The following is a 22,480-nucleotide window of genomic DNA, read 5'->3' as shown; positions in this document are numbered from 1 at the left end:
GAGCCCCGGGAGAGGGAGATTTAGAACGCCTGCCCCAGGCTGAGATACAGCTGCCAGCGCGAGTCGCCGCTCGCGGGATTGAAGGGAACGCCGACATCGACGCGCAACGGACCGAAGTCGGTGTAGTAGCGCAGGCCGAGGCCGGCGCCGACGCGCAGCGGTTCGCTGAAGTCGGGATAGGCCGAATCATAGACCGTGCCGGCATCGACGAAGGGCACGACGCCGATGCTCTCCGTCACCTTGATGCGCAACTCCGCCCCGATCTCGAACAGCGACCGTCCGCCGACGGGATCGTCATAACGGTCGCGCGGCCCCGCCTTCTGGAAGCCGTAGCCGCGCACCGACCCGCCGCCGCCGGCATAGAAGCGGTGGTCCGGCGGGATGTCGGTCAGCGAGGTGCCCAGGATGCTGCCCAGCCCGATCCGCGCCGCGGCGACATAGCGCCCGTCATTGCCGAGATCGTAATAGGTGGAGCCGTTCAGCAGGATCGAGGTGAAGGGCGACTTGGTGTCGCCGCCCACCGGGAACCACGGCGTCACCTGCAGCGAGGCCCGCTGGCCGGAGGTCGGGTTCAGCAGGTTGTCGGTGCCGTTCCAGGCAGCGCCCAGCGGCACGCCGATGAAGGCGGTCTGGTAGGTGGTGTCCTCCGTCTTCACCCGGCCGCGTTCGCCGGTCACGCCGTAGCTGATGGTCAGCTGGTCGGTCAGCGGCCGTTCGAGCTTGACCGTCAGTTCCGACGCGACACGGCTGTAGGCCGGCGGCTGGTCGTTGACCACGGCGAAATTGACCACCAGCGACTGCTTCACCGCCAGGAAGTCGGGCTTGCGGAAATTGACGCTGAAGCGCAGGTCAGGCAGGTCGTTGCCCTTGCTGGAGGTGCCGCCGGAGGATCCGGCGACTCGCCCGACATCGACGCCGAGGCGCAGCTGCTCCGCCCCGCCGAACAGGTTGCGGTGGCCCCAATAGGCGTTGGTGCCCAGCCCGTCCTCGGTCGAGAAGGTGACGCCGCCGCCGATGAAGCGGCGCTTGCGCTCGCCCACCGAGACGATCACCGGCGTCACGCCGTCCGGCCCCGGCTCGTCCGCCATCCGCACGCGGACGGTGTCGAAGACCTGCAATGCTGCGATGTCCTGGCGTGCCCGGTCGGTGGCGCCGGGGTCGTAGACCTGCCCCTCCTTCCAGGCCAGCCGCCCGCGCACCAGATCCTCGTCGACCTTCTCCAGCCCTTCGATGCGGGTGGCGCCGTACCGGGTCAGCGGGCCGGCATCGACGGTATAGGTGACGTCCATCGTGCGGTCGGAATGATCGACCACCACCTCGCGGTCGGACGCCTTGGCGAAGGCATAGCCGCGCTTTGCCAGCCGGCCGATCAGTTCCGATTCGGCATCCAGCACCCGCTGCGCCACCGCCGGCGCCCCGGCGGCGAGGCCGAGGTCGTCGGTCGCGACTTCCCCGGGCAAGGTGGAGCCGCCTGTTGAGTTGGCGGCGCCGCGCACCGTCACCGTCTTGAAGTGGTAGAGCGGACCCGGCGTCACTGCGACCGTCACCTTGACCGGCGGAGCTTCCCCACCCGCAGGCAAGTTGCCGGTGGCCGCCGGATCCTCGATGCGGATGTCCAGCCGAGCGTCGTAGTAGCCGGCGGAGCGCAGCGCCGTCTGCAGCCGGTCGCGGTCGCTGTCCGCCCGCCGCTCCAGCCCGATCAGCGAAGGCGGCGTATCCCCCTTCAACTCCACCAGCGTCGAGGCGTCGTTCAGCGTGCCGCGCAGGCCGTCATCCTCGACACCGGTGATCTCGACGTCATAGCGGATGCCGGCCGGCCGCACCTCTTCCTCCGCCGGAGCATCGGGCTGGGCGCCGTCTGGAGGATTGGCGGGAGGATTGGCGGGGACGGCACCGGGAATGCCGTCGGCCGGCGAATCCTGGGCGCGGCCGGCGCCGGACGGCCCCAGCAGCAGCAGGGCGGCAACCAGCGGAACGGCGATGGGGGCCTTGAAGGGCGTGGCTGCAAACCTGGTTGCGGCGGCCATCCTGCGGCGGGAAGCAGAAGCGAAGCGGATCATCGCCCACAATGTAGGCTGCGAGCACGCATGGCTCCATCCCGGAAATTCGCGTTAGACCAAAGGGCACGGGACTTGCGTTTTAGCCGCAGATCCATATATTGCGCCGCAACAGTTTCCCCGACAGCGCCCACGGATTAATCTTCGTCGGGCCTTTTTGTTGTTTGTGGCATGACGCTGCTGCGTGTCGGGGGTGCCATTGCGAGACCGAAGGCTCCATGAATCTCCGTAACGTCGCCATCATCGCCCACGTCGACCACGGCAAGACCACGCTGGTCGACCAACTTCTCAAGCAGGCCGGCTCGTTCCGCGAGAACCAGCAGGTGGCCGAACGCGCCATGGACTCCAACGACCTGGAGCGCGAGCGCGGCATCACCATCCTGGCCAAGTGCACGTCGGTCCTGTGGAACGACCTGCGCATCAACATCGTCGACACCCCGGGCCACGCCGATTTCGGCGGCGAGGTGGAGCGCATCCTCTCCATGGTCGACGGCGTCGTCCTGCTCTGCGACGCGGCCGAAGGCCCGCTGCCGCAGACCAAGTTCGTGCTGGGCAAGGCGCTGAAGCTGGGCCTGCGCCCGATCGTCGTCATCAACAAGGTGGACCGTCCCGACGGCCGTCCGCACGAGGTGCATGACGAGGTGTTCGACCTGTTCGCCTCGCTCGACGCCTCGAACGATCAGCTGGACTTCCCGACCCTGTTCGCCTCGGGCCGCAACGGCTGGGCGACCACGGACCTGGAGAACGGCGCCCGCGAGACGCTGACCCCGCTGTTCGAGCTGATCCGCGACCACGTCCCTGCCCCGAAGGTCGAGGAAGACCTGCCCTTCAGCATGCTGGCGACCACGCTGGAAGCGAACCCCTATCTGGGCCGCATCCTGACCGGCCGCATCCTGACCGGTTCGGTCAAGGTCAACATGGCCGTCAAGTCGCTGAGCCGCGACGGCAAGCTGGTCGAGAACGCCCGCATCAGCAAGGTGCTGGCCTTCCGCGGCCTGGAGCGCGTTCCGGTGGACGAGGCGCATGCCGGCGACATCGTCGCGCTGGCCGGCCTGACCAACACCACCGTGGCCGACACCATCTGCGCCCCGGAAGTGGCCGAGGCGATCCACGCCCAGCCGATCGACCCGCCGACCCTGGCGATGACCTTCTCGGTCAACGACAGCCCGCTGGCCGGCCGCGAGGGCGACAAGGTCACCAGCCGCATGATCCGCGACCGCCTGTTCCGCGAGGCGGAAGGCAACGTGGCGCTGCGCATCTCCGATACCGAGGGCGGCGACGCCTTCGAGGTGGCCGGCCGCGGCGAACTGCAGCTGGGCATCCTGATCGAGACCATGCGCCGCGAGGGGTATGAGCTGGCGATCAGCCGTCCGCGCGTGCTGTTCAAGACCGACCCGCTGAACGGCCAGCGCCTGGAGCCGATCGAGGAAGTCGTCGTCGACGTCGACGAGGAGTTCTCGGGCACCGTCGTCCAGAAGATGTCGGAGCGCAAGGCCGACCTCATCGAGATGCGTCCCAGCGGCGGCAACAAGACCCGCATCGTCTTCCACGCCCCGTCGCGCGGCCTGATCGGCTACCAGGGCGAGTTCCTGACCGACACCCGTGGCACCGGCATCATGAACCGCCTGTTCCACGGCTACGCTCCGTTCAAGGGCGCCATCGCGGCCCGCCGCACCGGCGTCCTGATCTCCAACAGCGATGGCACCGCGGTGGCGTACGCGCTGTGGAACCTGGAGGATCGCGGCCCGATGCTGATCGATCCGGGCGTTCCGGTCTATCAGGGCATGATCATCGGCGAGCACACCCGCGGCAACGACCTCGAGGTCAATGTCATCAAGGGCAAGCAGCTGACGAACATCCGCACCACCAGCAAGGACGAGGCCGTTCGCCTGACCCCGCCGATCCAGATGACCCTGGAAAAGGCGCTGTCCTACATCTCCGACGACGAGCTGGTGGAAGTCACGCCCAAGTCCATCCGCCTGCGCAAGCGCTACCTCGACCCGAACGAGCGCAAGCGTCACCAGCGCGCCGCCGAGGCGAGCTGATAGGGGCTGGTGTTTTTAGGGTAGAGTTCTTTATCGGTTGCCCCCACCCCGGCCCTCCCCCGCTGGGCGGGGGAGGGAGTCTGTCGCATAGCGGCGGAGTTCCCTCCCCTGCGAAGCGGGGGAGGGTTAGGGTGGGGGCAATATCTTAATCGCCCCGACTATCTTTTCCGACAGCGAGGACACCCCCGCATGGCGATGGCGACCGACGCGAAGTCTTCCGGCTCTCCGTCCTTCTCTCCTCGCCGACTGTGGTCGCGGGTCGGTCCGACCGGGCTGTTCGCCCTGATCCTCGCCTTGCTGATCGCCCTGCCGATCCTTGCCGTCTTCGTCCAGGCGGCCGGCGTCTCCACCGATTTGTGGGGGCACATGGCGCGGACGGTGCTTCCCGGCTACATTCTCAACACCCTGATCCTGCTGGGCATCGTCGGCGTGGTCACGCTTGTGACCGGCGTCGCCTGCGCCTGGACCGTCACCATGCACGACTTCCGCGGACGCGGGGTGCTGCAATGGGTGCTGCTCCTGCCGCTTGCCATGCCGGCCTATGTGCTGGCCTACACCTACACCGACTTCCTGCAATTCGCCGGGCCGCTGCAGTCCTTCTTGCGCGCCACATTCGGCTGGCGCCGCGGCGACTACTGGTTCCCGGAGATCCACACCGCATGGGGCGCCGGGCTGGTGCTGTCGTCGGTGCTGTACCCTTACGTCTATGTGCTGACCCGCGCCGCCTTCCTTGAACAATCCGTCTGCGTGCTGGAGGCCAGCCGCACGCTGGGCTGCACCCAATTCGGTGCCTTCCGCCGCGTGGCGCTGCCGCTGGCGCGCCCGGCGCTGGTTGCCGGCGTCGGCTATGCGCTGATGGAGACGCTGGCCGATTTCGGCGCGGTGCGCTACTTCGGCATCGACACCTTCACCGTCGGCATCTACCGCACCTGGTTCGCGCTGGGCGACGCGGCCGCGGCGGCTCAGCTGGCCGCGGTGCTGCTGCTGGTGGTGCTGGCGCTGGTCGGGCTGGAGCGTCTGTCGCGCGGGAAGATGCGGTTCCACCAGACCACCGGCCGCTATCGCGCCCTGCCCGCCCCGCGCCTGTCGGCCCGCGGCACGGTGGTGGCCTGGATCGTCTGCCTGACCCCGGTGCTGTTCGGATTCCTGCTGCCGGGCGCCGTGCTGATCCGGATGATCCTGCGCGGCGGCACTGAGCTGACGCTCGCCCGCTTCACCGACCTGACGGTCAACACCTTCATCCTCGGCGCCAGCGGCGCCGCGCTGGTGGTCGCCGTGGCGCTGATGGTGATCCATGGCGTGCGCCACGACCGCAGCGGACTTGCCACCGGCGCGGCGCGGCTCGCCTCGCTCGGCTACGCCACGCCGGGGACGGTGATCGCGGTGGGCATCCTGATCACCGTCGGGCTGACCCGCGACTGGACCGGCTGGCCGGTCGGCGCCATCCTCGGCGCCACCATCGCCGGCATCCTCTACGGCTATCTGATCCGCTTCTTCGTGGTTGCCTATGGGCCGCTGGAATCCGGCTTCGCCAAGATCGGCCCCAATCTGGAGGGGGCGGCGCGCTCGCTCGGCCACACGCCGCTGCAGGTGCTGCGCCGGGTCCATCTGCCGCTGCTGCGCCCCAGCCTGCTGAGCGCCGCCATGCTGGTGTTCGTGGACATCACCAAGGAGCTGCCGGCGACGATGATCCTGCGGCCCTTCAACTTCGACACGCTGGCGATCGAGGCCTTCCGCATGGCCTCCACCGAGCGGCTGGACGATGCCGCCCTGCCCGCCCTGGTGATCGTCCTGGTCGGCCTCGCCCCCGTCATCTATCTGAGCCGCACCATCGCCTCGTCGCGCCCAGGCCATCGCGGGTAGCGCCGCTCACACCTCGTTGCGGCTCTCCACCCTGTCCTCGCGCGGCGGTTCCGCCACAGGCAGGGGGGCCGCCAGCCGCCGGGCCCGCAGCTTCTCGCGCTCCTTCCAGCGGCGGAAGGCGTGCTCGTTCCACCAGCCGCGCAGCCGCCCATGGACGTCGGTGACGCGCTGGTAGAGCGGCCGACGCCGGCTGGTGACGCGGACGGGCTCCAGCGCCAGCCCGACCGAGGTAATGGTGTTCTCGTCCATGTCGCGCACGATCAGCTCGACACCACCCATGCGCACCCGGTCGCCCAGCTCGCAGGAGCCGCCGAACTCGTTGCGCAGCAGGTCGCTCAGCGTCAGCCGGGCGTTAGGCAGCGACAGCGGCAGGCCGTACATCTCGGCGATCTGCTCCACCGTCGCATCGGGGCTCAGCACCAGATCGCCGTAGAACTCGCGGTCCGACTGGTCGAGCGCCCGGCTGCCGCCATAGAGCTTGTCGATCAGCGGCAGGCGGTGCTGCGGCGTGAACAGATAGACATGGTCGCCGGTCTGCAGCGGCTTGGCCTTGTGCAGCGGCACCACCGCGCCCGAGCGGATGACCAGCGACGGCTTGGCCCAGCGCGGCATGCGCTGCCCGCGCGCCGCCGGGCTCTTGCCGTGGACGGTGTAGGCGACAAGCTCCTGGTCGGCGTTGCCGGGAAGCTCCAGTTCCACGCGCTCCACCGGGCCGCGTCGCGGCGGGACGATCAGTTCCAGCGCGCGGGCCATGGTGCCGATGGTCCAGCCCTGCACCAGCAGCGAGACGACCACGACGACGAAGGCGGTGTTGAAGATCAGCTGCCCGTTCTCCAGCCCGCCCAGCACCGGAACCAGCGCCAGCAGGAGCGAGACGGCGCCGCGCAATCCGACCCAGGCGATAAAGCTGGTCTCCCGCACCGAGAAGCGGAAGGGCAGCAGGCAAATCCACACCGCAAGCGGCCGGGCGACGACGATCAGCACCAGCGCCACCCCCAGGGCAGGCAGCAGCATGCCCGCGAACTCCCGCGGGGTGGCGAGCAGGCCCAGCATGACGAACATGACGATCTGGCTGAGCCAGGTCAGGCCGGAATGGAAGCGCCGCAGTTCCAGCGCTCCCCGCAGCTTGACGTTCCCGGCATAGAGCCCGGCGGCATAGACGGCCAGATAGCCGCTGCCGCCCAGCACGTTGGTGGCGGCGAAGATGAACAGGGCGAAGGTCAGCGTCACCACAGGGTTCAGCCCGGTCTCGAAATTCGCCTTGTTGATGAAGGCCACCAGCAGCCAGCCGCCGGCCAACCCCATCACCCCGCCCAGGGCGAAGGCCAGCACCAGCTCACCGACGATGGCGGCGGGCGACGCCAGACCATGGGTCGCCGCCTCCACCAGCAGGATGGTCAGCATGATGGCGACCGGGTCGTTGCTGCCCGATTCGATCTCCAGTGTCGAACGCACGCGGTCGCGCAGAGTGATGCCGCCCACCCGCAGCAGGAAGAAGACCGCCGCCGCGTCGGTGGAACTGCAGGCGGCGCCGACCAGCAGCGCCTCCCACCACCCCAGATTCATCAGGTAATGGGCGGCCACGCCGACGACGCCGGTGGTCACGGCGACGCCGACCGTCGCCAGGGTCATCGCCGGCCAGGCCGCGGCGCGGTAGCTGGCGAGCTTGGTGTCGAATCCGCTTTCGAACAGGATCACCGCCAGCGCCATCGACCCGATCAGGAAGGCGGAACCGGCATCGTTGAAGGCGATCCGGCCGATACCGTCCTCCCCCGCCAGCAGGCCGATGCCGAGGAAGATCAAAAGCAGGGGGGCGCCGATGCGCAGGGCGAGGTAGCTGGTCAGCACGCTGACGATCAGCAGCGTGGACCCGATGAGAATGATGTAGCTGACCGCCTCCATATGCCTCACACGCCGTTGGCATCAGGCCGCCACTTGGCGGAACCCTTTGATTTTGACGGCAACCCTGCACATCCGCAAGGCGTAGAAGCCGGAGGCGGTCATTCGGAAAGGCTGTACGCTTACGACACCAGCTTCCAGCTTCCGTCAGCCTGACGGCAGGCGGTGCCGCGAGCGACCTCGGTCCGGCCTTCGATCACCACGGTATGGTTGTAGTCGCGGCAGGTCTGGCCGCTGTCGCCCTGATAGGTGCGCACCGGCTGGATGGTGCCGCTGTTGCCGGATTGCGGGTTGTTCCAGGTGATGGTCTGGTTGTTGGCGACCGCGCGCTCCTCCGCATCCGACGCCCGGTTCTGGTCAGCCGGTGTGAACTGGCGGGCCAGCTGCTGGCCGGCATAGGCGCCGAGCAGCGTGCCGATGGCCGTGGTAGCCAGCTTGCCGGCCCCGCCGCCGAAGCGCGAGCCGAGCAGGCCGCCGGCAACGGCGCCACCCAGCGTGCCGACGGTCTCCGTGGTGTTCATCCCGCCGATGCCGCCGCTGTTGCCGGTCTGGCAGGCGACCAGGGACAGCGCCGCGGTGGCGGCGATGGCGGTTGCGCGCAGGCGGTTGGTGATGCGCCGCATGGTTGTTCCCCCGTATCAACGTTGCATGGTCAAAGTCCGGTCAACGCTTGTGGGGTTAAGAGGTTCCCCTCGAAAGAGTCAGAACCAAAAGATCAGGAGGCGATGGAAGCAAAATGCGGTTCCGCGTGTTTAGACATCGAACAGTCAACACGAGGAGGGTTGCATGATGTCCCGTTTGCGTATGATCGGTGCGGTGTTCGCGCTTCTTTCCCTCACCGCCTGCTCGACTGGCGGCGTGGTCGGCGGTGCGGCCGGCGCGGCCGGCGGTTACGCGGTGGACGGCACCCGCGGCGCCGTGATCGGCGGCCTGGGCGGTGCGGCGCTTGGCACGGCCATCGATCATTAAAGCACCGCTCCCCACACGGAGCTATCCGCGCACCGGCTCGCGGGAGGATTCCCGCGGACCGGTCGCGAAAACGGCGAGCGCGTCGTGCAGTTCCGGCAGGACGCGCTCAACCGCCGCCTCGCCCTCGCGGATGCAGTCCTCCGCCCGGTCGAACTCGGTCAAGCCGATATGGCCCAGCCTGGGCACGATGTGGACGTCCGGCGGATCGCCGGCCAGCCGCGAGCGGGTGATGCGGTCGGTGACGATGCCCAGCGACGACACCATCACGCCGAACAGGCTCGGCCCTTCATAGTCCCGGCGAAAGATGCGGCGGGTCAGCGCCCCGATTCCGCTCGGCGGGCGGTGCTCCGGCGTCTCGCCCTCCACCAGCCGCAGCAGGTCGAACCCGGCGGCCGTCGGCACGTTGGCACCGGGCTTGCGCGCCTTGCCCAGGATATCGCCGGCCAGATTGACGGCGATCACCATCTGCGCGCCAAGCGCCCGACAGGCCGACACCGGTACCGGATTGACCAGCGCGCCGTCGATCATCCAGCGCCCGTCGATCAGCACCGGCGGAAACACCCCCGGCAGCGAGAAGGACGCCCGCATGGCGTCGACCAGCTCGCCGCGCTGCAGCCACACCTCGTGCCCCGTCACCAGATCGGTGGTGATGGCGGCATAGGGACAGGACAACTCCTCGATCCGCTGGTCGCCCAGATGCAGGCGAAGCTCGGCCAGCAGCCGGTCGCCGCTGATCAGCCCACCGCCCTGGCGCAGCCGCAGGTCCAGATAGCCGACGATCTTGAGCCGGGTCAGCTCGCGCGCCCACTCTTCCAGCGCGTCGAGCTTTCCCGCCAGATGGAGCCCGCCGACCAGCGCACCCACCGAGGCGCCGCAGACGATGTCGGCCTCGATCCCATAGCGCTTCAGCGCCCGCAGCACTCCGATATGCGCCCAGCCGCGCGCCACCCCGCCGCCAAGCGCAAGGCCGATGCGCGGACGCCGCGCGCCGCCGTCTCGACCGTTGGCACCGCTTCCATTCGAACCGTTTCCGTTCGCCATGGACCTCCCCCTTTTCCGGCGGCACGGATATCCGCCATGCCGATGATCAGCAGCTTGGCACGAAAGCGGTAAAGGAAGCCTGTAACCAGAACCAGGGCCGGCACGCCGACCGGTGGACAAAGCCGAAGCCCATGGGCTAAGCCATCCGCAACGGACAAGAGATCGGATGCGACCGTGACGAACAAGAGCGGCAAGCCCCTGCGCCTGGATGCGGCGACCGAACGGCTGGTGGCGCGGATGTGGCGCGAGTGGGTGCGGCCCTATCGCGGCAAGCTGATGCTGTCCTTCCTGCTGATGGCGGTGGTGGCGGCGGCCACCGGCGCCTATCCGCTGCTGATCGACCGGTCCTATGCCATGTTCTCCGCCCAGGACCGCGGCATGCTGCTGGCGATCCCCTTGGCGATCGTCGCGGTGACGGTGATCAAGGGCACGTCGCTCTATTCCCAGACGGTGGTGACCAGCGACATCGTCCAGCGCGTCATCGCCGACGTCCGCCTGTCGATGTTCACGCATCTGCAGACCGCCGACATGGCCCAGCTGCACGCCACCCCGACCGGGTCGCTGACCTCGCGCTTCATCAACGACGTCGACCTGATCCGCAACGCGCTGACCCGCACGCTGACCGGTCTGGTGCGCGACATCCTGACGGTGATCGCGCTGGTCGGGTCGATGTTCTATCTCGACTGGTTCCTGTCGCTGATCGTCTTCATCATCTATCCCATCGCCGCGGTGCCGATCGTGCGCATCGGCAAGCGCCTGCGCCGCGTGTCGCGCGACACCCAGGCACAGATGGGCGACATGACCTCGCTGCTGACCGAAAGCCTGTCGGGCGCGCGCATGGTCAAGACCTACAATCTTGAAGACTATGAGCGCGCCCGCGCCGGCCGCGCCTTTCACGAGAATTACCAGCTGACCATGAAGGCGGTGCGCGCCCGCTCGCGCATCGACCCGATGATGGAGGTGCTGGGCGGCGTCGCGGTGGCGGGGGTGATCGCCTTTGCCGGCTACCGCATGACGATGGGCGAGGGCTCGGTCGGCGCCTTTTCCGGCTTCGTCGGCGCGCTGCTGATGGCCGCCCAGCCGGTGCGCGCCATCGGCACGCTGAACGCCGCCCTGCAGGAGGGGCTGGCCGCCGCCCAGCGCATCTTCGAACTGCTGGACCAGCAGCCGACCATCCTGGAGCGGCCGGACGCCAAGCCGCTCGCCGTGACCGAGGGTGCGGTCGCCCTGCGCGGCGTCCGCTTCTCCTATGAGGAGGGGGGTGACACGCTGAAGGGCATCGACCTCGACGTGCCGGCCGGCAGCACGGTGGCGCTGGTCGGGCGCAGCGGCGCCGGCAAATCGACCGTCTTCAACCTAATCCCGCGCCTCTACGACGTGACGGGGGGCGAGGTTCTGGTCGACGGCCAGGACGTGCGCGGCGCCACCCTGCGCAGCCTGCGCGGCGCGGTGTCGATCGTCAGCCAGGACACGGTGCTGTTCAACGACACGGTGCGGGCGAACATCGGCTTCGGCCGGCTGGATGCCGGGATGGACGAGATCGTCGCCGCCGCCAAGGCCGCCGCCGCCCATGATTTCGTATCGCGGTTGCCGGAGGGCTACGACACGGTGATCGGCGACCGCGGCGTAAAGCTGTCCGGCGGCGAGCGCCAGCGTCTGGCGCTGGCCCGCGCCTTCCTGAAGGACTCGCCGATCCTGCTGCTGGACGAGGCGACCAGCGCGCTGGACAGCGAGTCGGAGCGTCTGGTGCAAGCGGCGCTGGAGCGGCTGACGGAGGGGCGCACGACGATCGTGATCGCCCACCGGCTGGCGACCGTGCGCAATGCGGACCGCATCGTGGTGATGGAGAGCGGCCGCATCATCGAACAGGGCACGCACGAGGCCCTTCTGGCCGCCGACGGCGCCTATGCGCGGCTCTGCCGGCTGCAGTTCGGCGAGGATGAGGTGCGGGCGGGGGCTTGAGGGGTCTTGTCTGAGGCCCCCTCCCCATCCCTCCCCCGCTCTCGGCCGGCCGAAGGCCGGTCCGATCGCGGGAGAGGGGGTAGAACGCTTGGTAAGGTTCGGCAAAGGAGAAGCGGCAGTCCCCTCTCCCTCGAAGAGGGGGAGGGTTAGGGAGGGGGCATCCGCTCCGACAACTCCTTCACTCCGCCGGAAACACCATCACCCGTTCGGCCGCCATCGCAGCCGACAACTCCTCTCCCGCACGGACATCCACATGGCCCGGCAGGCGGGCGTGGATCTCCGACGCAACGCCCGGCAAATCCAGGCAGACCCGCGTCGCCGGTCCGAGGAAGCTGGAGTGGCGGACGCGGACCGGCACCGCGTCCGGGCGGGCGCCCAGCGGCACCAGTTCCAGATCCTCGACGCGGCAGGCGACCTCCACCCTGGTTCCGCCGGGCAGGTGCGGCGCCTGGATGCGGCCGAGCGGCGTGACGATCTGGCCGTCGCGCACCGTCGATTCGAAGCGGTTGACCTCGCCGAACAGGCGGGCGACGAAGCTGTTGGCCGGGCGCTGGTAGAGATTCACCGGCGTGTCGGCCTGGACGATGCGCCCGGTCTCCATCACCACGACGCGGTTGCCCATCTCCATCGCCTCTTCCGGGTCGTGGGTGACGACGATGGTGGCGATGCCGCTGGCGCGGATGATCCGCACCACCTCTTCCCGGACAGAACGGCGAAGCTGCTCATCGAGGGCGGAGAAGGGTTCGTCCAGCAGAAGGACCTTGGGGTCGCGCGCCATGGCGCGGGCCAGCGCCACCCGCTGCTGCTGCCCGCCCGACAGGGTGTGCGGGTAGGCGTCGGCGTAGCGGGTCAGCGCCATGGTCTCGAGCAGTTCGGCCACCCGGCGCTTGCGCTCGGCGCGCGGGCGGTCGGTCTGGCCGAAGGCGATGTTGCCCGCGACGGTCAGGTGCGGGAACAGCGCGAAATCCTGGAACATCATGCCGACCGGCCGCTTTTCGGGCGGCAGGGAACGGTCGGCGGTGGCGAGCGGCGCCCCGTCCACCGTGATCGTGCCGGCCTGGACCGTCTCCAACCCGCTGATCAGGCGCAGCAGGGTCGATTTGCCGCAGCCGGATGGGCCGACGATGCAGACCACCTCCCGCGGGGCAACCGACAGCGACACGTCGTCGACGGCGGTCAGCGGCCCGTAGCGGTGGGTGATGCCCGTCAGGACGACAGACGACGGAGAGGGGGCGGACGATGTCGCGGTGAACGGGGCGTCGGTCATCTTACTTCCAGCCGGCACGGTCCATGATGCGCAGCGCCTGCGGGGTGTAGGCTGCGAAGGCGGCGGCGTTGACGTCGGCGGCCTTGAAGGTGCCGAGCTTCACCAACTCCGGATGCGGCTGGACCGCCGGGTTCACCGGATACTCCATGTTGCCGTCGGCGAACAGCCGCTGCGCCTCGGGGCTCAGCAGATATTCCAGCAGCTTGCGGGCGTTGTCCTGGTTCTTGGAGGTCTTCACCACGCCGGCGCCGCTGAGGTTCACATGGGTGCCGCGGTTGTCCTGGTTGGGGAAGATCACGCCGATCTTGGAGGCGACCTCGCGATCCTCCTGCTTGGCCGAGGTGATCAGCTTGCCGACGTAATAGGTGTTGGCGATGGCGACGTCGCCCTCGCCCACGGCGACCGCACGGATCTGGTCGGTGTCGCCGCCCTGCGGCGGACGGGCGAGGTTGGCGACCAGCCCCTTCACCCACTCCTCGGTCTTCTCCTCGCCCTGGGCTTCGATGATCGAGGCGGTCAGGGCCAGGCTGTAGGGATGGGTGCCGCTGCGGGTCAGGACGCGGCCCTTCCACTCCGGCTTGGCGAGATCTTCGTAGTTCTTGATCTGCTCCGGCTTCACCCGGTCGCGGGCGTAGACGACGATGCGGGCGCGGCTGGACAGGCCCCACCAGGCGCCGTTCGGATCGCGCAGGTTGGACGGAACCTTGATGGCGTCGAGCGTCGGCGAGGCGACCGGGGCGAGCAGCCCTTCCTTCGCCGCGGCGGCCAGACGGCCGGCATCCACGGTGATGAACAGGTCGGCCGGGCTGCTGGCCCCCTCCGACTTCATCCGCTGGATCAGTTCGTCGTGGTTGCCTTCGATGATGTTGACCTTGATGCCGGTCGACTTCGTGAAGGTCTCATAGATGACGCGGTCGGTATTATAATGTCGCGAGTTGTAGACGTTTACTTCCTGAGCCTGCACGGAGAAGGCAGTCAAGGCACCAACGGCGAAAGCGATCCCGGCGAACTTATCGATGAACATTCTTCACTCCCGGACTGCGAATGACTCTCAAGGTCGTGAGAATGGATATCAGTTGCAGCTTATGCTGTCGAGACGGGATTTACCCGACGGAGGAGGCAGCCTGCATCGCCTGTGCCCGCAGCATGTCGGCCAGCGCGTCCGGCGCCATCGGCCGGCCGAAGTAATAGCCCTGCATCATGTCGCAGCCGACCGACACCAGGAAATCGCGCTGCTCCGCCGTCTCCACCCCCTCGGCGACGGTGGTCAGGCCCAGGCCGTGCGCCATGCCGACGGCGGCGCGGACCAGCGCGTTGTTCTTCGGGTTGTCCGGAACGTCGATGATGAAGGCGCGGTCGATCTTCAGCTTCGCCACCGGCAACTGCTGCACATAGCTGAGCGAGGAATAGCCGGAGCCGAAATCGTCGATGGCCGCCTGGATGCCGAGATCGGCTAGCTCCCCCAGCGTCCGCACCGCCACCTTCAGATCGCGCACCGCCGCCTGTTCGGTGATCTCCAGCCCCAGATGGCTGCGCAGGGACGGATGCCGGCCCAGCAACTCCTCCAGCCGCAGCGTCAGATTGCCGCGCAGGAACTGCTGGCCGGAGATGTTCAGGAACACGCGATCGGGCAGCACGCCCTCCTCCTCCCACCGCGACATCTGGGCGATGGCGGCGGACAGCACCCAGTCGGTGATGGGGACGATCAGCCCGCTTTCCTCCGCCACCGGGATGAACTCCCCCGGCGAGACCGGCCCCAGCGCATGGTGGGTCCAGCGCAGCAGCGCCTCCGCCGACCGGACGCGGCCGTGGCAGTCCACGATGGGCTGATAGACCAGATGCAGCTCGTTGCGTTCGATGGCGTGGGTCAGATGCATGGTCAGCATCATCCGCCGCGTCGCCGCCGCCGCCATTTCCAGCGTGTAGAAGCAGACGGCGTTGCCGCCATTGTGCTGCACCGCCTGCAGGGCCAGCTTCGCCTTGGCGTTCAGATCCTCCAGCGTGCTGACCGAGTCGTCCTGTACCGCCGCCCCGACCGACAGGCGCAGCCGCACCCAATGGCGGTCGGCATAGATGGAGGCGGTCAGCCGGTCGTGCAGAACCCCGGCCAGCGTGCGCGCATGCTCGCCGTCGGTCACCCGTGACAGCGCTGCGAATTCATCGGCGGCGATGCGGCAGACGATGGTGTTGGGCGGCAGTACCTCCATCACCCGGCTGACCATGGCCTTCAGCGCCGCGTCGCCGACATGGAAGCCGAAGGCCTCGTTCACGTCGCTGAACTGATCGACGTCGAGGGAGAAGAGCGCGAACAGCCCCTCGCCCGCCGCTTCGCCCTCCGCAGCGCCGTGGCCGGCGAACAGCGCCTCGCAATCCTCCAGGAAGGCGGTTCGGGTGAGGACGCCGGTCAGCGGATCGTGCCGCGCCAGATATGTGGCGCGCTGTTCGGCGGCCAGACGTTCGGAGATGTCGCGGATGATGCCGACGAAGGTCGCCTCCTCCCCCAGCCGCGCCTGGCCGACGCTGAGATGGATGGGGAACACGGTGCCGTCCTTGCGCTGGCCCAGCGTGTCGCGGCCGATGCCGATGATCTTGGCCCGGTCCGTCTTCATATAGGTGTCGATGTAGCGGTTGTGGTCGCGCGAGAAGGGCGGCGGCATCAGGATGGTCATGTTCCGCCCGAGCAGTTCGCCCTCCTCGTACCCGAACAGCTGGCAGCAGGCCCGATTGATGGAACGGATGATGCCGCTGCGGTCGGACACGATGATGCCGTCCACCGCGGCGTCCAGCAGGGTCGCGATGAAGGTGTCGCGGCAGGTCACGAATTCCGCGATGCGGTCGGGGTCGCCGGTCTGGTAAAAGGTGCCGAGATACCCCACCGTCTCGCCCGCGGCGTCGCGGTGGGCCAGCACGCTGCCGCTGAGAATCGAGCGGCGGCCGTCACAGCCGGCCGTCAGGCAATCGAGCGGCGCCGAAATCCGCGACGGCGATTGGCCGACCGTCTCGATGGCCGACCTCAGCGCTGCGATCGCCGGATGATCGAAGTCGGCAAGCAGGTGGCCGACGAGATCCTCAGAATTGGCGTCCAGCACGGCTGCGAACCGCGGATCAGCATGGCGGAGCACGCGGTCGCGGTCGACATAAACCAGCACCGCCCCGCCAGGGTCGAGGGGACTGGCGGCCAGCAGGCTTGATGCCAGCGAAGCCAGGAAGGCCGGATCGCGCGGCAGGGCGGCGGCACCGCCTTCCCGGGCGGAAGCATCGCCGCCGGGACCGCTGATTTCGGAGCCGTTCATCTGATCCGCCGGTTGTAGGTTCACGAAGCGATCCGTTTTCTCTGCAGGTCTCTGTCTGCCGGCCTGCCGAAACAGGAGCGGGCAACCCATATTATCATTCGAGTACCCGACGGAGGTATTATGACCCCGATCGGCGACTTTTCCAACGTTCGGCCAAGCTGCGGCATACCGATGATTCGCATGGCCGCCGGACCGTGATGCATTTGCACTCTAACGGTTGAAGTCGGATGCGCGATTGACATGGTTCAATGCGCAGTACGGTTCCCGGGAATAATCGACCGCCGCGCGACGCACCACCACAGCTTTTGCGCGTGTGATCTGCGACAATTCGGTGGCATTGCCCACTTGCGCCTGGACCTGCGGCAGTGTTCCTCGCAGGATATTCGCGAATGGGAGCGTATCGGCCGGAACGGCTGCAAGGCGCCTCTCCCCAGTGCCTATCGACCCGCGTGCATTCGATGGAGAAATAAACCGGACCTTCAAGGCGTTCGTCCGATATCGGCATCGGCAATGGCTGCCGCCGTTACGCATCGGGAAAGCCGGCGGTCCGCCGCTCAAGAACAAGGATAGGGAGCACCGTGACATGACCAACGCATTCAGCCAAATCCGCCATGCCGACGGCCGTGCATACTACCAGGGCACCCCGCTGTCCCTGGCCGAAGCGCAGATCATGCTCAACGACGACATCCTGCGCGGCAAGGTGCGCGTCGGGGCGTATCTGCAGGTGGATGGGGTTCGTCTGGTGCTGGTGAACGGCCCTGCCCTGCGGCGGTCGGTCAACCGGCCCGTCCCGCCCGCCCTCAGCCCGCGCGGGGACCAGCGAGGATAATCGCCGCCCCGGCCAGGCAGAGCAGAGCGCCGGCCGCATCCCAACGGTCCGGCCGCGCTCCCTCGACCAGCCAGAGCCACAGCAGCGACGCGGCGATGTAGACGCCGCCGTAGGCCGCATAGGCCCGGCCGGCGAAATCGGCGTCCGCCCGCGTCAGCACCCAGGCGAACAGGCAAAGGCTGGCCACGCCCGGCAGCGTCCACCACAGGCTGCGATCCAGCCGTGCCCAGGCCCAGAATGCGAAACAGCCGGCGATTTCCGCCAGCGCCGCAGCTCCGTACAAGGCCAGCGTCGGCCACACCGCCCGCTCCATCCATCCCCCGCATCGCCGCTGTCAACCGATCGATCAATCAGTCGCGGCGATGCTGCGGCGCGCCCGGACCTGCGTCAATGGCCTGATGCCGATCCCGAAACGCCGATTCGTTGCGTCGCGGCGAAATGCGCCACAGCTCGTTTCAATTTGCACCGCTAATATTACAGGCTGTTCATGGACTTGTCCGTGGGCGCGGCATAGATTTTTCGGGAGTGGAGGCATAGCGAAATGTTCATAGACGCATCCAATCCCATGCAGGACGCTTTGGAGACCATCCGGGCCACCGACGTGATCTCGGACGCGAAGAAGCATGCGTTGCGCCAGGGATTGGAGGCGCTGCGCCGCCAGCACTGCCCGCAGCATCTCCAGGCGACCGGCTGCTGTGACGACTGCGTAACCCGTCGCCGTTGTTTGGCGGCGGTTCTCGACCTGCTCGGTTCCTGAACATCGTAACGGAGGCATGCCGATGGGCCTCCCACCCGAAAAGCGCCCCTTCGACGCCTGCGTGCTCGAAGACGAAGCGGCGCTCTGCTCGATCGAAATCCTCGCCGAAGCGGTGGAGATGGCCTTCGTGCCGGGCATCCTCGAACTGCGCACCCTGCGCGACGCACTGCAGGAAGCGCGACGGACCCGGTCCCCGGCCGCTGTACAACTGGCCTACAGCGCCTTCAGCCGTGTGGACGGAGAGTTCCGCAACCGCATCAGCCATCACGCACTGACGCTGGCCACGCTGCGGCGCCGCAGCGCCGGCCCGATGCCTGTCGCAGCCCCGGGGTCGGCACGGTCAGCCGGCCGCGGCATCGACGGGCCGCGACGGGCCTGACTGCCCGCTCTGCCGAGGTTTGACTTTGGTGTACTAATTTTAATGGAGCCATTCTCCTTCCGGTCTGTTGTCTCGGTATAACCAACACACAGGAGGTTGCCACCATGGACAAGGATCGCATCGAGGGCGCCGCCCGCTCCGCCAAGGGCTCGATCAAGGAAGCCGCCGGCAAGCTGACCGGCGACAAGAAGACCGAGACCGAGGGCCAGGCCGACAAGGCTGCCGGCAAGGTTCAGAACACGATCGGCGGCGCCAAGGATGCCGCCCGCGACGCTCTGAAGTAAGCGTCGGGCCTGAACGACCGAGAGCCCCGGCACCGCATCCGATGCGGTGCCGGGGCTCTGCCGTGCGAAAACGCCATCCGCAAATCCACTTCGCGGAAATCGACCGCGCGGAAAAGGGCTGTTGCCGCCCCACCCTGCCCTATCTATGATGCGCCGCCCCGGCCGGATGGCCGAACGACGCGCTTAGATTCGGGTCCCATGCTCCAGTTCATCCGCAATTTCGCCGGCTCCTGGGTCGTCAAGATCCTGTTCGTCCTGTTGATTCTCAGCTTCGGCGTTTGGGGCATCGGCGACGTGTTCCGTGCCTCCACGCCCACCACCGTCGCCGAAGTCGGCAAGGTGGAGATCGGGCAGCAGACGCTGGACCAGGAGTTCCGCCGGCAGATGGAACGGCTGCGCCCGATGCTGGGCGGCACCCTGACCACCGAGCAGGCCAAGCGCTTCGGCCTTCTGGACCAGTCGCTGCAGTCGCTGATCCAGCGTACGCTGTTCGACCTCGCCGCGACCGACATGGGCATTTCCGTCGGTCCGGAGGTGGTCCGGCTGCGCATCGCCGACGAGCCGGCCTTCCGCAACCAGCAGGGCCAGTTCGATCCCAACATCTTCCGTTCGGCGCTGCGCAACGCCCAGCTGACCGAGGACGGCTATGTCGCGATGATCCAGCGCGAGACGGCGCGCCAGCTGGTCGCCGGCGCCGTCGCCGCCGGCCTGACGCCGCCGCAGCCGCTGGTGCAGGACCTCTACCGCTTCCGCGGCGAAAAGCGCGTGGCGGAGGTCGTGACCCTGCCGAACGCCGCCATCGGCGATGTCGGGGTGCCGGACGACGCCGCGATCAAGCAGGCCTACGACGACCATCAGGTCCGCTTCACCGCCCCGGAATACCGGTCGCTGACCGTCGCCCGCCTCTCCCCCGACGTGCTGGCCAAGGACATCAAGATCGACGACGCCCAACTGCGCAAGGCGTATGAGGAGCGGGCAAGCGAGTTCGGCGCGCCGGAGAAGCGCACCGTCCAGATGCTGGTCGTCGATGACGAGGCGAAGGCGAAGCAGATCGCCGAAGCCGCCAAGGCCAAGGGGCTGGCCGAAGCCGCCAAGGATGCCGGCCAGGAGCCGGTGACCCTCGACAACATCGCCAGCGCCGACCTGCCGGAAATCGGCGACGCCGCCTTCGCGCTGGAGCCGGGCAAGACCTCCGACGCGGTGAAGAGCTCGCTCGGCTGGCACGTCATGGCCGTCACCGGCGTAACCCCGGCGACCACCCGCAGCTTCGAGGATGTGCGCGACCAGTTGGCGAACGACCTGAAGAAGGAGCAGGCGCTCGATTCCGTCTTCTCCATCGCCAACCGCGTCGAAGACCAGCTTGCCAGCGGCGCATCGCTGGACGAGGTGGCGCAGGCGCAGGGGCTGGCCCTGACCAAGGTCGCCGCCATCGACAGCACCGGCAAGGCGCCGGACGGCAGGGACGCCGCCCCGGACCTGCCCAGCCTGAAGGCACTGCTGCCCAACGCCTTCCAACTGAAGACCGGTGCCACCTCCAACCTGACCGAGGGTGAGGGCAGCGTCTTCACCGCCGTCCGCGTCGACAGCGTGATCCCCGCCGCGGTCCGCCCGCTGGCCGACGTGCGCGATCAGGTCATCGCCGACTGGCAGCAGGAGCAGCGCGCAGAGCGCGCCGCCAAGAAGGCGGAGGAGATCGCCGCCCGGCTGAAGCAGGGTGCGGAGGCAGCGGCCCAGGACGTCGCCACCCAGGCCGGCGCCAGCTTCGCCATGACGGCGCCCTTCACCCGCGATGCCCAGTCGGTCCAGGGCCTGCCGGGCGACATGGTCGCCAAGCTGTTCGCCGCCAAGCCGAACGAGGTGATCAGCGGCAACACCGCCGATGCCCAGGTCGTCGCCCGCCTCCGGGAAGTCATTCCCGCCGATCCCAAGGCTGCCGACGCCGATCTGGCGCCAGTCCGCGCCTCGGTCGAGCAGGGTCTGGAAAACGATCTGGTGGCCGAGTTCACCAACGCGTTGCGCGACAAGTACCCGGTGCGGATCTACCGCCAGCGCATCGACCAGTTCTTCGCCAGCAACTGAGGCTCCGGCTTAGCCGACAGCCAAGCAAGAGGTCTCGTGCCGTGAAGGTCCAGCCCGATATCGCCAGCTTCGACGCCGCTTACGCCGCCGGTCGGCCGCAGGTGGTATGGACCACGCTGGTCAGCGACCTGGAGACTCCGGTCTCCGCCTATATGAAGCTGGCGGACGGGCGTCCCTTCGGCTTCCTGCTGGAATCGGCGGAACGTGGGGCCGGCTCGCGGCGCGACCGCTATTCGGTGATCGGCTTCAAGCCGGACGTGGTGTGGCGGTCGCGGGGCAACAGGGCGGAGATCAACCGCGACGCCCTGCATGACCGCGACGCCTTCCAGCCGCTCGAGTCCGCACCGCTCGACGCTCTGCGGTCCCTGATCAACGAAAGCCGGATCGAACTGCCGGAGGAACTGCCGCCGATGGCCGCCGGGCTGTTCGGCTACATGACCTACGACATGGTGCGGCTGATGGAGCGGCTGCCGGACAACAATCCGGACGAGCTGAACATCCCGGATGCGATCCTGACCCGGCCCAGCATCGTCGCCATCTTCGACAGCCACACCGATTCGATCACGCTGGTGACGCCGGTCTGGCCGAAGGTGGGGAAGGATGCCGCCACGGCCTATGCCGACGCGCGGGAACGGCTGACCGATGCGCTGGCCGACCTGGAACGTCCCCTGCCCTACCGGCGTGAACCGCGCACCGAGAACGGCCTGCCGCTGGCCTGGACCTCCAACACGACGCGCGAGGAGTATCACGCGATCGTGGAGAAGGCGAAGGAGTACATCCGCGCCGGCGACATCTTCCAGGTCGTGCCGTCGCAACGCATCCGCTTCCCCTTCAAGCCGTCACCGCTGTCGCTGTACCGCACGCTGCGCCGCTTGAACCCGTCACCCTTCCTGTTCCATTGCGATTTCGGCGATCTGACCGTCGTCGGCTCCAGCCCGGAAATCCTGGTGCGCGTGCGCGACGGCAAGGTCACCGTCCGCCCGATCGCCGGCACCCGCAAGCGCGGCGCCACCACGGCGGAGGACGAGGCGCTGGCCGCCGACCTGCTCAGCGATCCGAAGGAGTTGGCCGAGCATCTGATGCTGCTCGACCTCGGCCGCAACGATGTCGGCCGGGTGGCGAAGGTCGGCACCGTCAAAGTGACGGCCAAGATGATCGTGGAGCTCTACAGCCATGTCATGCACATCGTCTCCAACGTCGAGGGCGAACTGGATCCGAAGTTCGACGCGCTCGACGCGCTGGTCGCCGGCTTCCCGGCCGGCACGGTGTCCGGCGCGCCCAAGGTCCGCGCCATGGAGATCATCGACGAGTTGGAGAAGGCCCGCCGCGGCGTCTATGCCGGCTGCGTCGGCTATTTCGGTGCGTCGGGTGCCATGGACACCTGCATCGCACTGCGCACCGCCGTGCTGAAGGACGGGATGATGTATGTCCAGGCCGGCGGCGGCGTGGTCGCGGACAGCGATCCCGAGGCCGAGTACCAGGAGACGGTCAACAAGTCGATGGCACTGATCCGCGCCGCGGAAGAGACGTTGCGCACGACCGCGCGCGGGTAGGCGTCTCCCGCATGCCAATCAAAAAGGCCGCTGAAGAAGCGGCCTTTTGCATGCCCGGGTGGCGGCGAACGGCACGACTTTGTGCCGAAAAACGATTATCCACAGAATTCCGCACGCCGAGAGCACATCGCGGCGCACACATCTGCAACCATGAGGCCATAGTGGACGGATGCGGACGGGGTGGCGGATGGGCCGCCACCGCC

At 68.0% G+C, this 22,480-nt stretch carries 18 protein-coding genes; 10 read left to right on the top strand and 8 right to left on the bottom strand.

Annotated elements, in window-relative coordinates:
* Positions 1-20: 20 nt before the first annotated feature.
* Complete coding sequence (locus tag ACWPKK_RS04485; protein ID WP_452001333.1) at positions 21-2,027, bottom strand: autotransporter assembly complex protein TamA; 2,007 nt, start codon at positions 2,025-2,027, stop codon at positions 21-23.
* A 248-nt stretch (positions 2,028-2,275) separates the two neighbouring features.
* Here ACWPKK_RS04485 and typA point away from each other — a divergent pair, with 248 nt between their 5' ends.
* Both typA and ACWPKK_RS04475 read left to right on the top strand, forming a co-directional pair.
* Positions 2,276-4,102 carry a translational GTPase TypA gene (gene typA, locus ACWPKK_RS04480; RefSeq protein ID WP_452001332.1) on the top strand — a complete coding sequence of 609 codons (1,827 nt, stop codon included), beginning with the start codon at positions 2,276-2,278 and terminating at the stop codon, positions 4,100-4,102.
* A 189-nt stretch (positions 4,103-4,291) separates the two neighbouring features.
* Entirely contained in the window at positions 4,292-5,965 is a 1,674-nt protein-coding gene (locus ACWPKK_RS04475) for an ABC transporter permease (protein WP_452001330.1), read from the top strand.
* 6 nt (positions 5,966-5,971) lie between these two features.
* Here the strand turns inward: ACWPKK_RS04475 and ACWPKK_RS04470 are convergent, their stop codons facing one another.
* Both ACWPKK_RS04470 and ACWPKK_RS04465 read right to left on the bottom strand, forming a co-directional pair.
* Positions 5,972-7,867 carry a potassium/proton antiporter gene (locus tag ACWPKK_RS04470; protein ID WP_452001328.1) on the bottom strand — a complete coding sequence of 632 codons (1,896 nt, stop codon included), beginning with the start codon at positions 7,865-7,867 and terminating at the stop codon, positions 5,972-5,974.
* 119 nt (positions 7,868-7,986) lie between these two features.
* Positions 7,987-8,487, bottom strand: coding sequence for an RT0821/Lpp0805 family surface protein (locus ACWPKK_RS04465; RefSeq protein ID WP_452001326.1), 501 nt, complete (start codon positions 8,485-8,487; stop codon positions 7,987-7,989).
* A 163-nt stretch (positions 8,488-8,650) separates the two neighbouring features.
* Between ACWPKK_RS04465 and ACWPKK_RS04460 the strand changes: the two genes are divergently transcribed.
* Positions 8,651-8,833, top strand: a complete 183-nt coding sequence (locus ACWPKK_RS04460; protein WP_452001324.1) for a hypothetical protein — start codon at positions 8,651-8,653, stop codon at positions 8,831-8,833.
* 21 nt (positions 8,834-8,854) lie between these two features.
* Here ACWPKK_RS04460 and ACWPKK_RS04455 read toward each other — a convergent pair whose 3' ends face one another.
* Complete coding sequence (locus ACWPKK_RS04455; protein ID WP_452001323.1) at positions 8,855-9,874, bottom strand: patatin-like phospholipase family protein; 1,020 nt, start codon at positions 9,872-9,874, stop codon at positions 8,855-8,857.
* A 174-nt stretch (positions 9,875-10,048) separates the two neighbouring features.
* Here ACWPKK_RS04455 and ACWPKK_RS04450 point away from each other — a divergent pair, with 174 nt between their 5' ends.
* The gene (locus tag ACWPKK_RS04450; RefSeq protein WP_452001321.1) at positions 10,049-11,836 is read left to right on the top strand and encodes an ABC transporter ATP-binding protein; all 1,788 of its coding nucleotides are present in this window, start codon (positions 10,049-10,051) and stop codon (positions 11,834-11,836) included.
* Between the two features lie 178 nt (positions 11,837-12,014).
* On the opposite strand, the gene ACWPKK_RS04445 is transcribed toward ACWPKK_RS04450, so the two are convergent.
* The 3 genes from ACWPKK_RS04445 to ACWPKK_RS04435 form a co-directional block, all read right to left on the bottom strand.
* Complete coding sequence (locus tag ACWPKK_RS04445) at positions 12,015-13,103, bottom strand: ABC transporter ATP-binding protein (protein ID WP_452001319.1); 1,089 nt, start codon at positions 13,101-13,103, stop codon at positions 12,015-12,017.
* 1 nt (position 13,104) lies between these two features.
* Positions 13,105-14,127 carry a Fe(3+) ABC transporter substrate-binding protein gene (locus tag ACWPKK_RS04440; RefSeq protein ID WP_452001318.1) on the bottom strand — a complete coding sequence of 341 codons (1,023 nt, stop codon included), beginning with the start codon at positions 14,125-14,127 and terminating at the stop codon, positions 13,105-13,107.
* A gap of 79 nt (positions 14,128-14,206) precedes the next feature.
* Positions 14,207-16,396, bottom strand: coding sequence for a putative bifunctional diguanylate cyclase/phosphodiesterase (locus ACWPKK_RS04435; protein WP_452001316.1), 2,190 nt, complete (start codon positions 16,394-16,396; stop codon positions 14,207-14,209).
* A 583-nt stretch (positions 16,397-16,979) separates the two neighbouring features.
* Here ACWPKK_RS04435 and ACWPKK_RS04430 point away from each other — a divergent pair.
* Positions 16,980-17,225: a hypothetical protein gene (locus ACWPKK_RS04430; RefSeq protein WP_452001315.1), complete on the top strand. Its 246-nt coding sequence runs from the start codon at positions 16,980-16,982 to the stop codon at positions 17,223-17,225.
* Here ACWPKK_RS04430 and ACWPKK_RS04425 read toward each other — a convergent pair.
* Positions 17,197-17,538 carry a YnfA family protein gene (locus tag ACWPKK_RS04425; RefSeq protein WP_452001313.1) on the bottom strand — a complete coding sequence of 114 codons (342 nt, stop codon included), beginning with the start codon at positions 17,536-17,538 and terminating at the stop codon, positions 17,197-17,199. The two genes, ACWPKK_RS04430 and ACWPKK_RS04425, sit on opposite strands and share 29 nt — an antisense overlap.
* Before the next feature lie 228 nt (positions 17,539-17,766).
* On the opposite strand from ACWPKK_RS04425, the gene ACWPKK_RS04420 reads away from it, so the two are divergent.
* From ACWPKK_RS04420 to trpE, 5 genes are all read left to right on the top strand, one after another.
* A complete protein-coding gene (locus ACWPKK_RS04420) occupies positions 17,767-17,982 on the top strand; it encodes a hypothetical protein (protein ID WP_324871821.1) in 216 nt (71 codons plus the stop codon).
* A 22-nt stretch (positions 17,983-18,004) separates the two neighbouring features.
* Complete coding sequence (locus ACWPKK_RS04415; protein ID WP_452001311.1) at positions 18,005-18,361, top strand: hypothetical protein; 357 nt, start codon at positions 18,005-18,007, stop codon at positions 18,359-18,361.
* A gap of 104 nt (positions 18,362-18,465) precedes the next feature.
* A complete protein-coding gene (locus ACWPKK_RS04410) occupies positions 18,466-18,645 on the top strand; it encodes a CsbD family protein (protein ID WP_149223359.1) in 180 nt (59 codons plus the stop codon).
* A 198-nt stretch (positions 18,646-18,843) separates the two neighbouring features.
* Positions 18,844-20,724 carry a SurA N-terminal domain-containing protein gene (locus tag ACWPKK_RS04405; protein ID WP_452001309.1) on the top strand — a complete coding sequence of 627 codons (1,881 nt, stop codon included), beginning with the start codon at positions 18,844-18,846 and terminating at the stop codon, positions 20,722-20,724.
* A 41-nt stretch (positions 20,725-20,765) separates the two neighbouring features.
* On the top strand, positions 20,766-22,277 hold the full coding sequence (trpE, locus tag ACWPKK_RS04400; protein WP_452001308.1) for an anthranilate synthase component I: 1,512 nt from the start codon (positions 20,766-20,768) through the stop codon (positions 22,275-22,277).
* Positions 22,278-22,480: the final 203 nt, after the last annotated feature.

The organism is Azospirillum largimobile, assembly GCF_977007025.2.
This window is presented reverse-complemented; position numbering and strand designations above follow the sequence as displayed.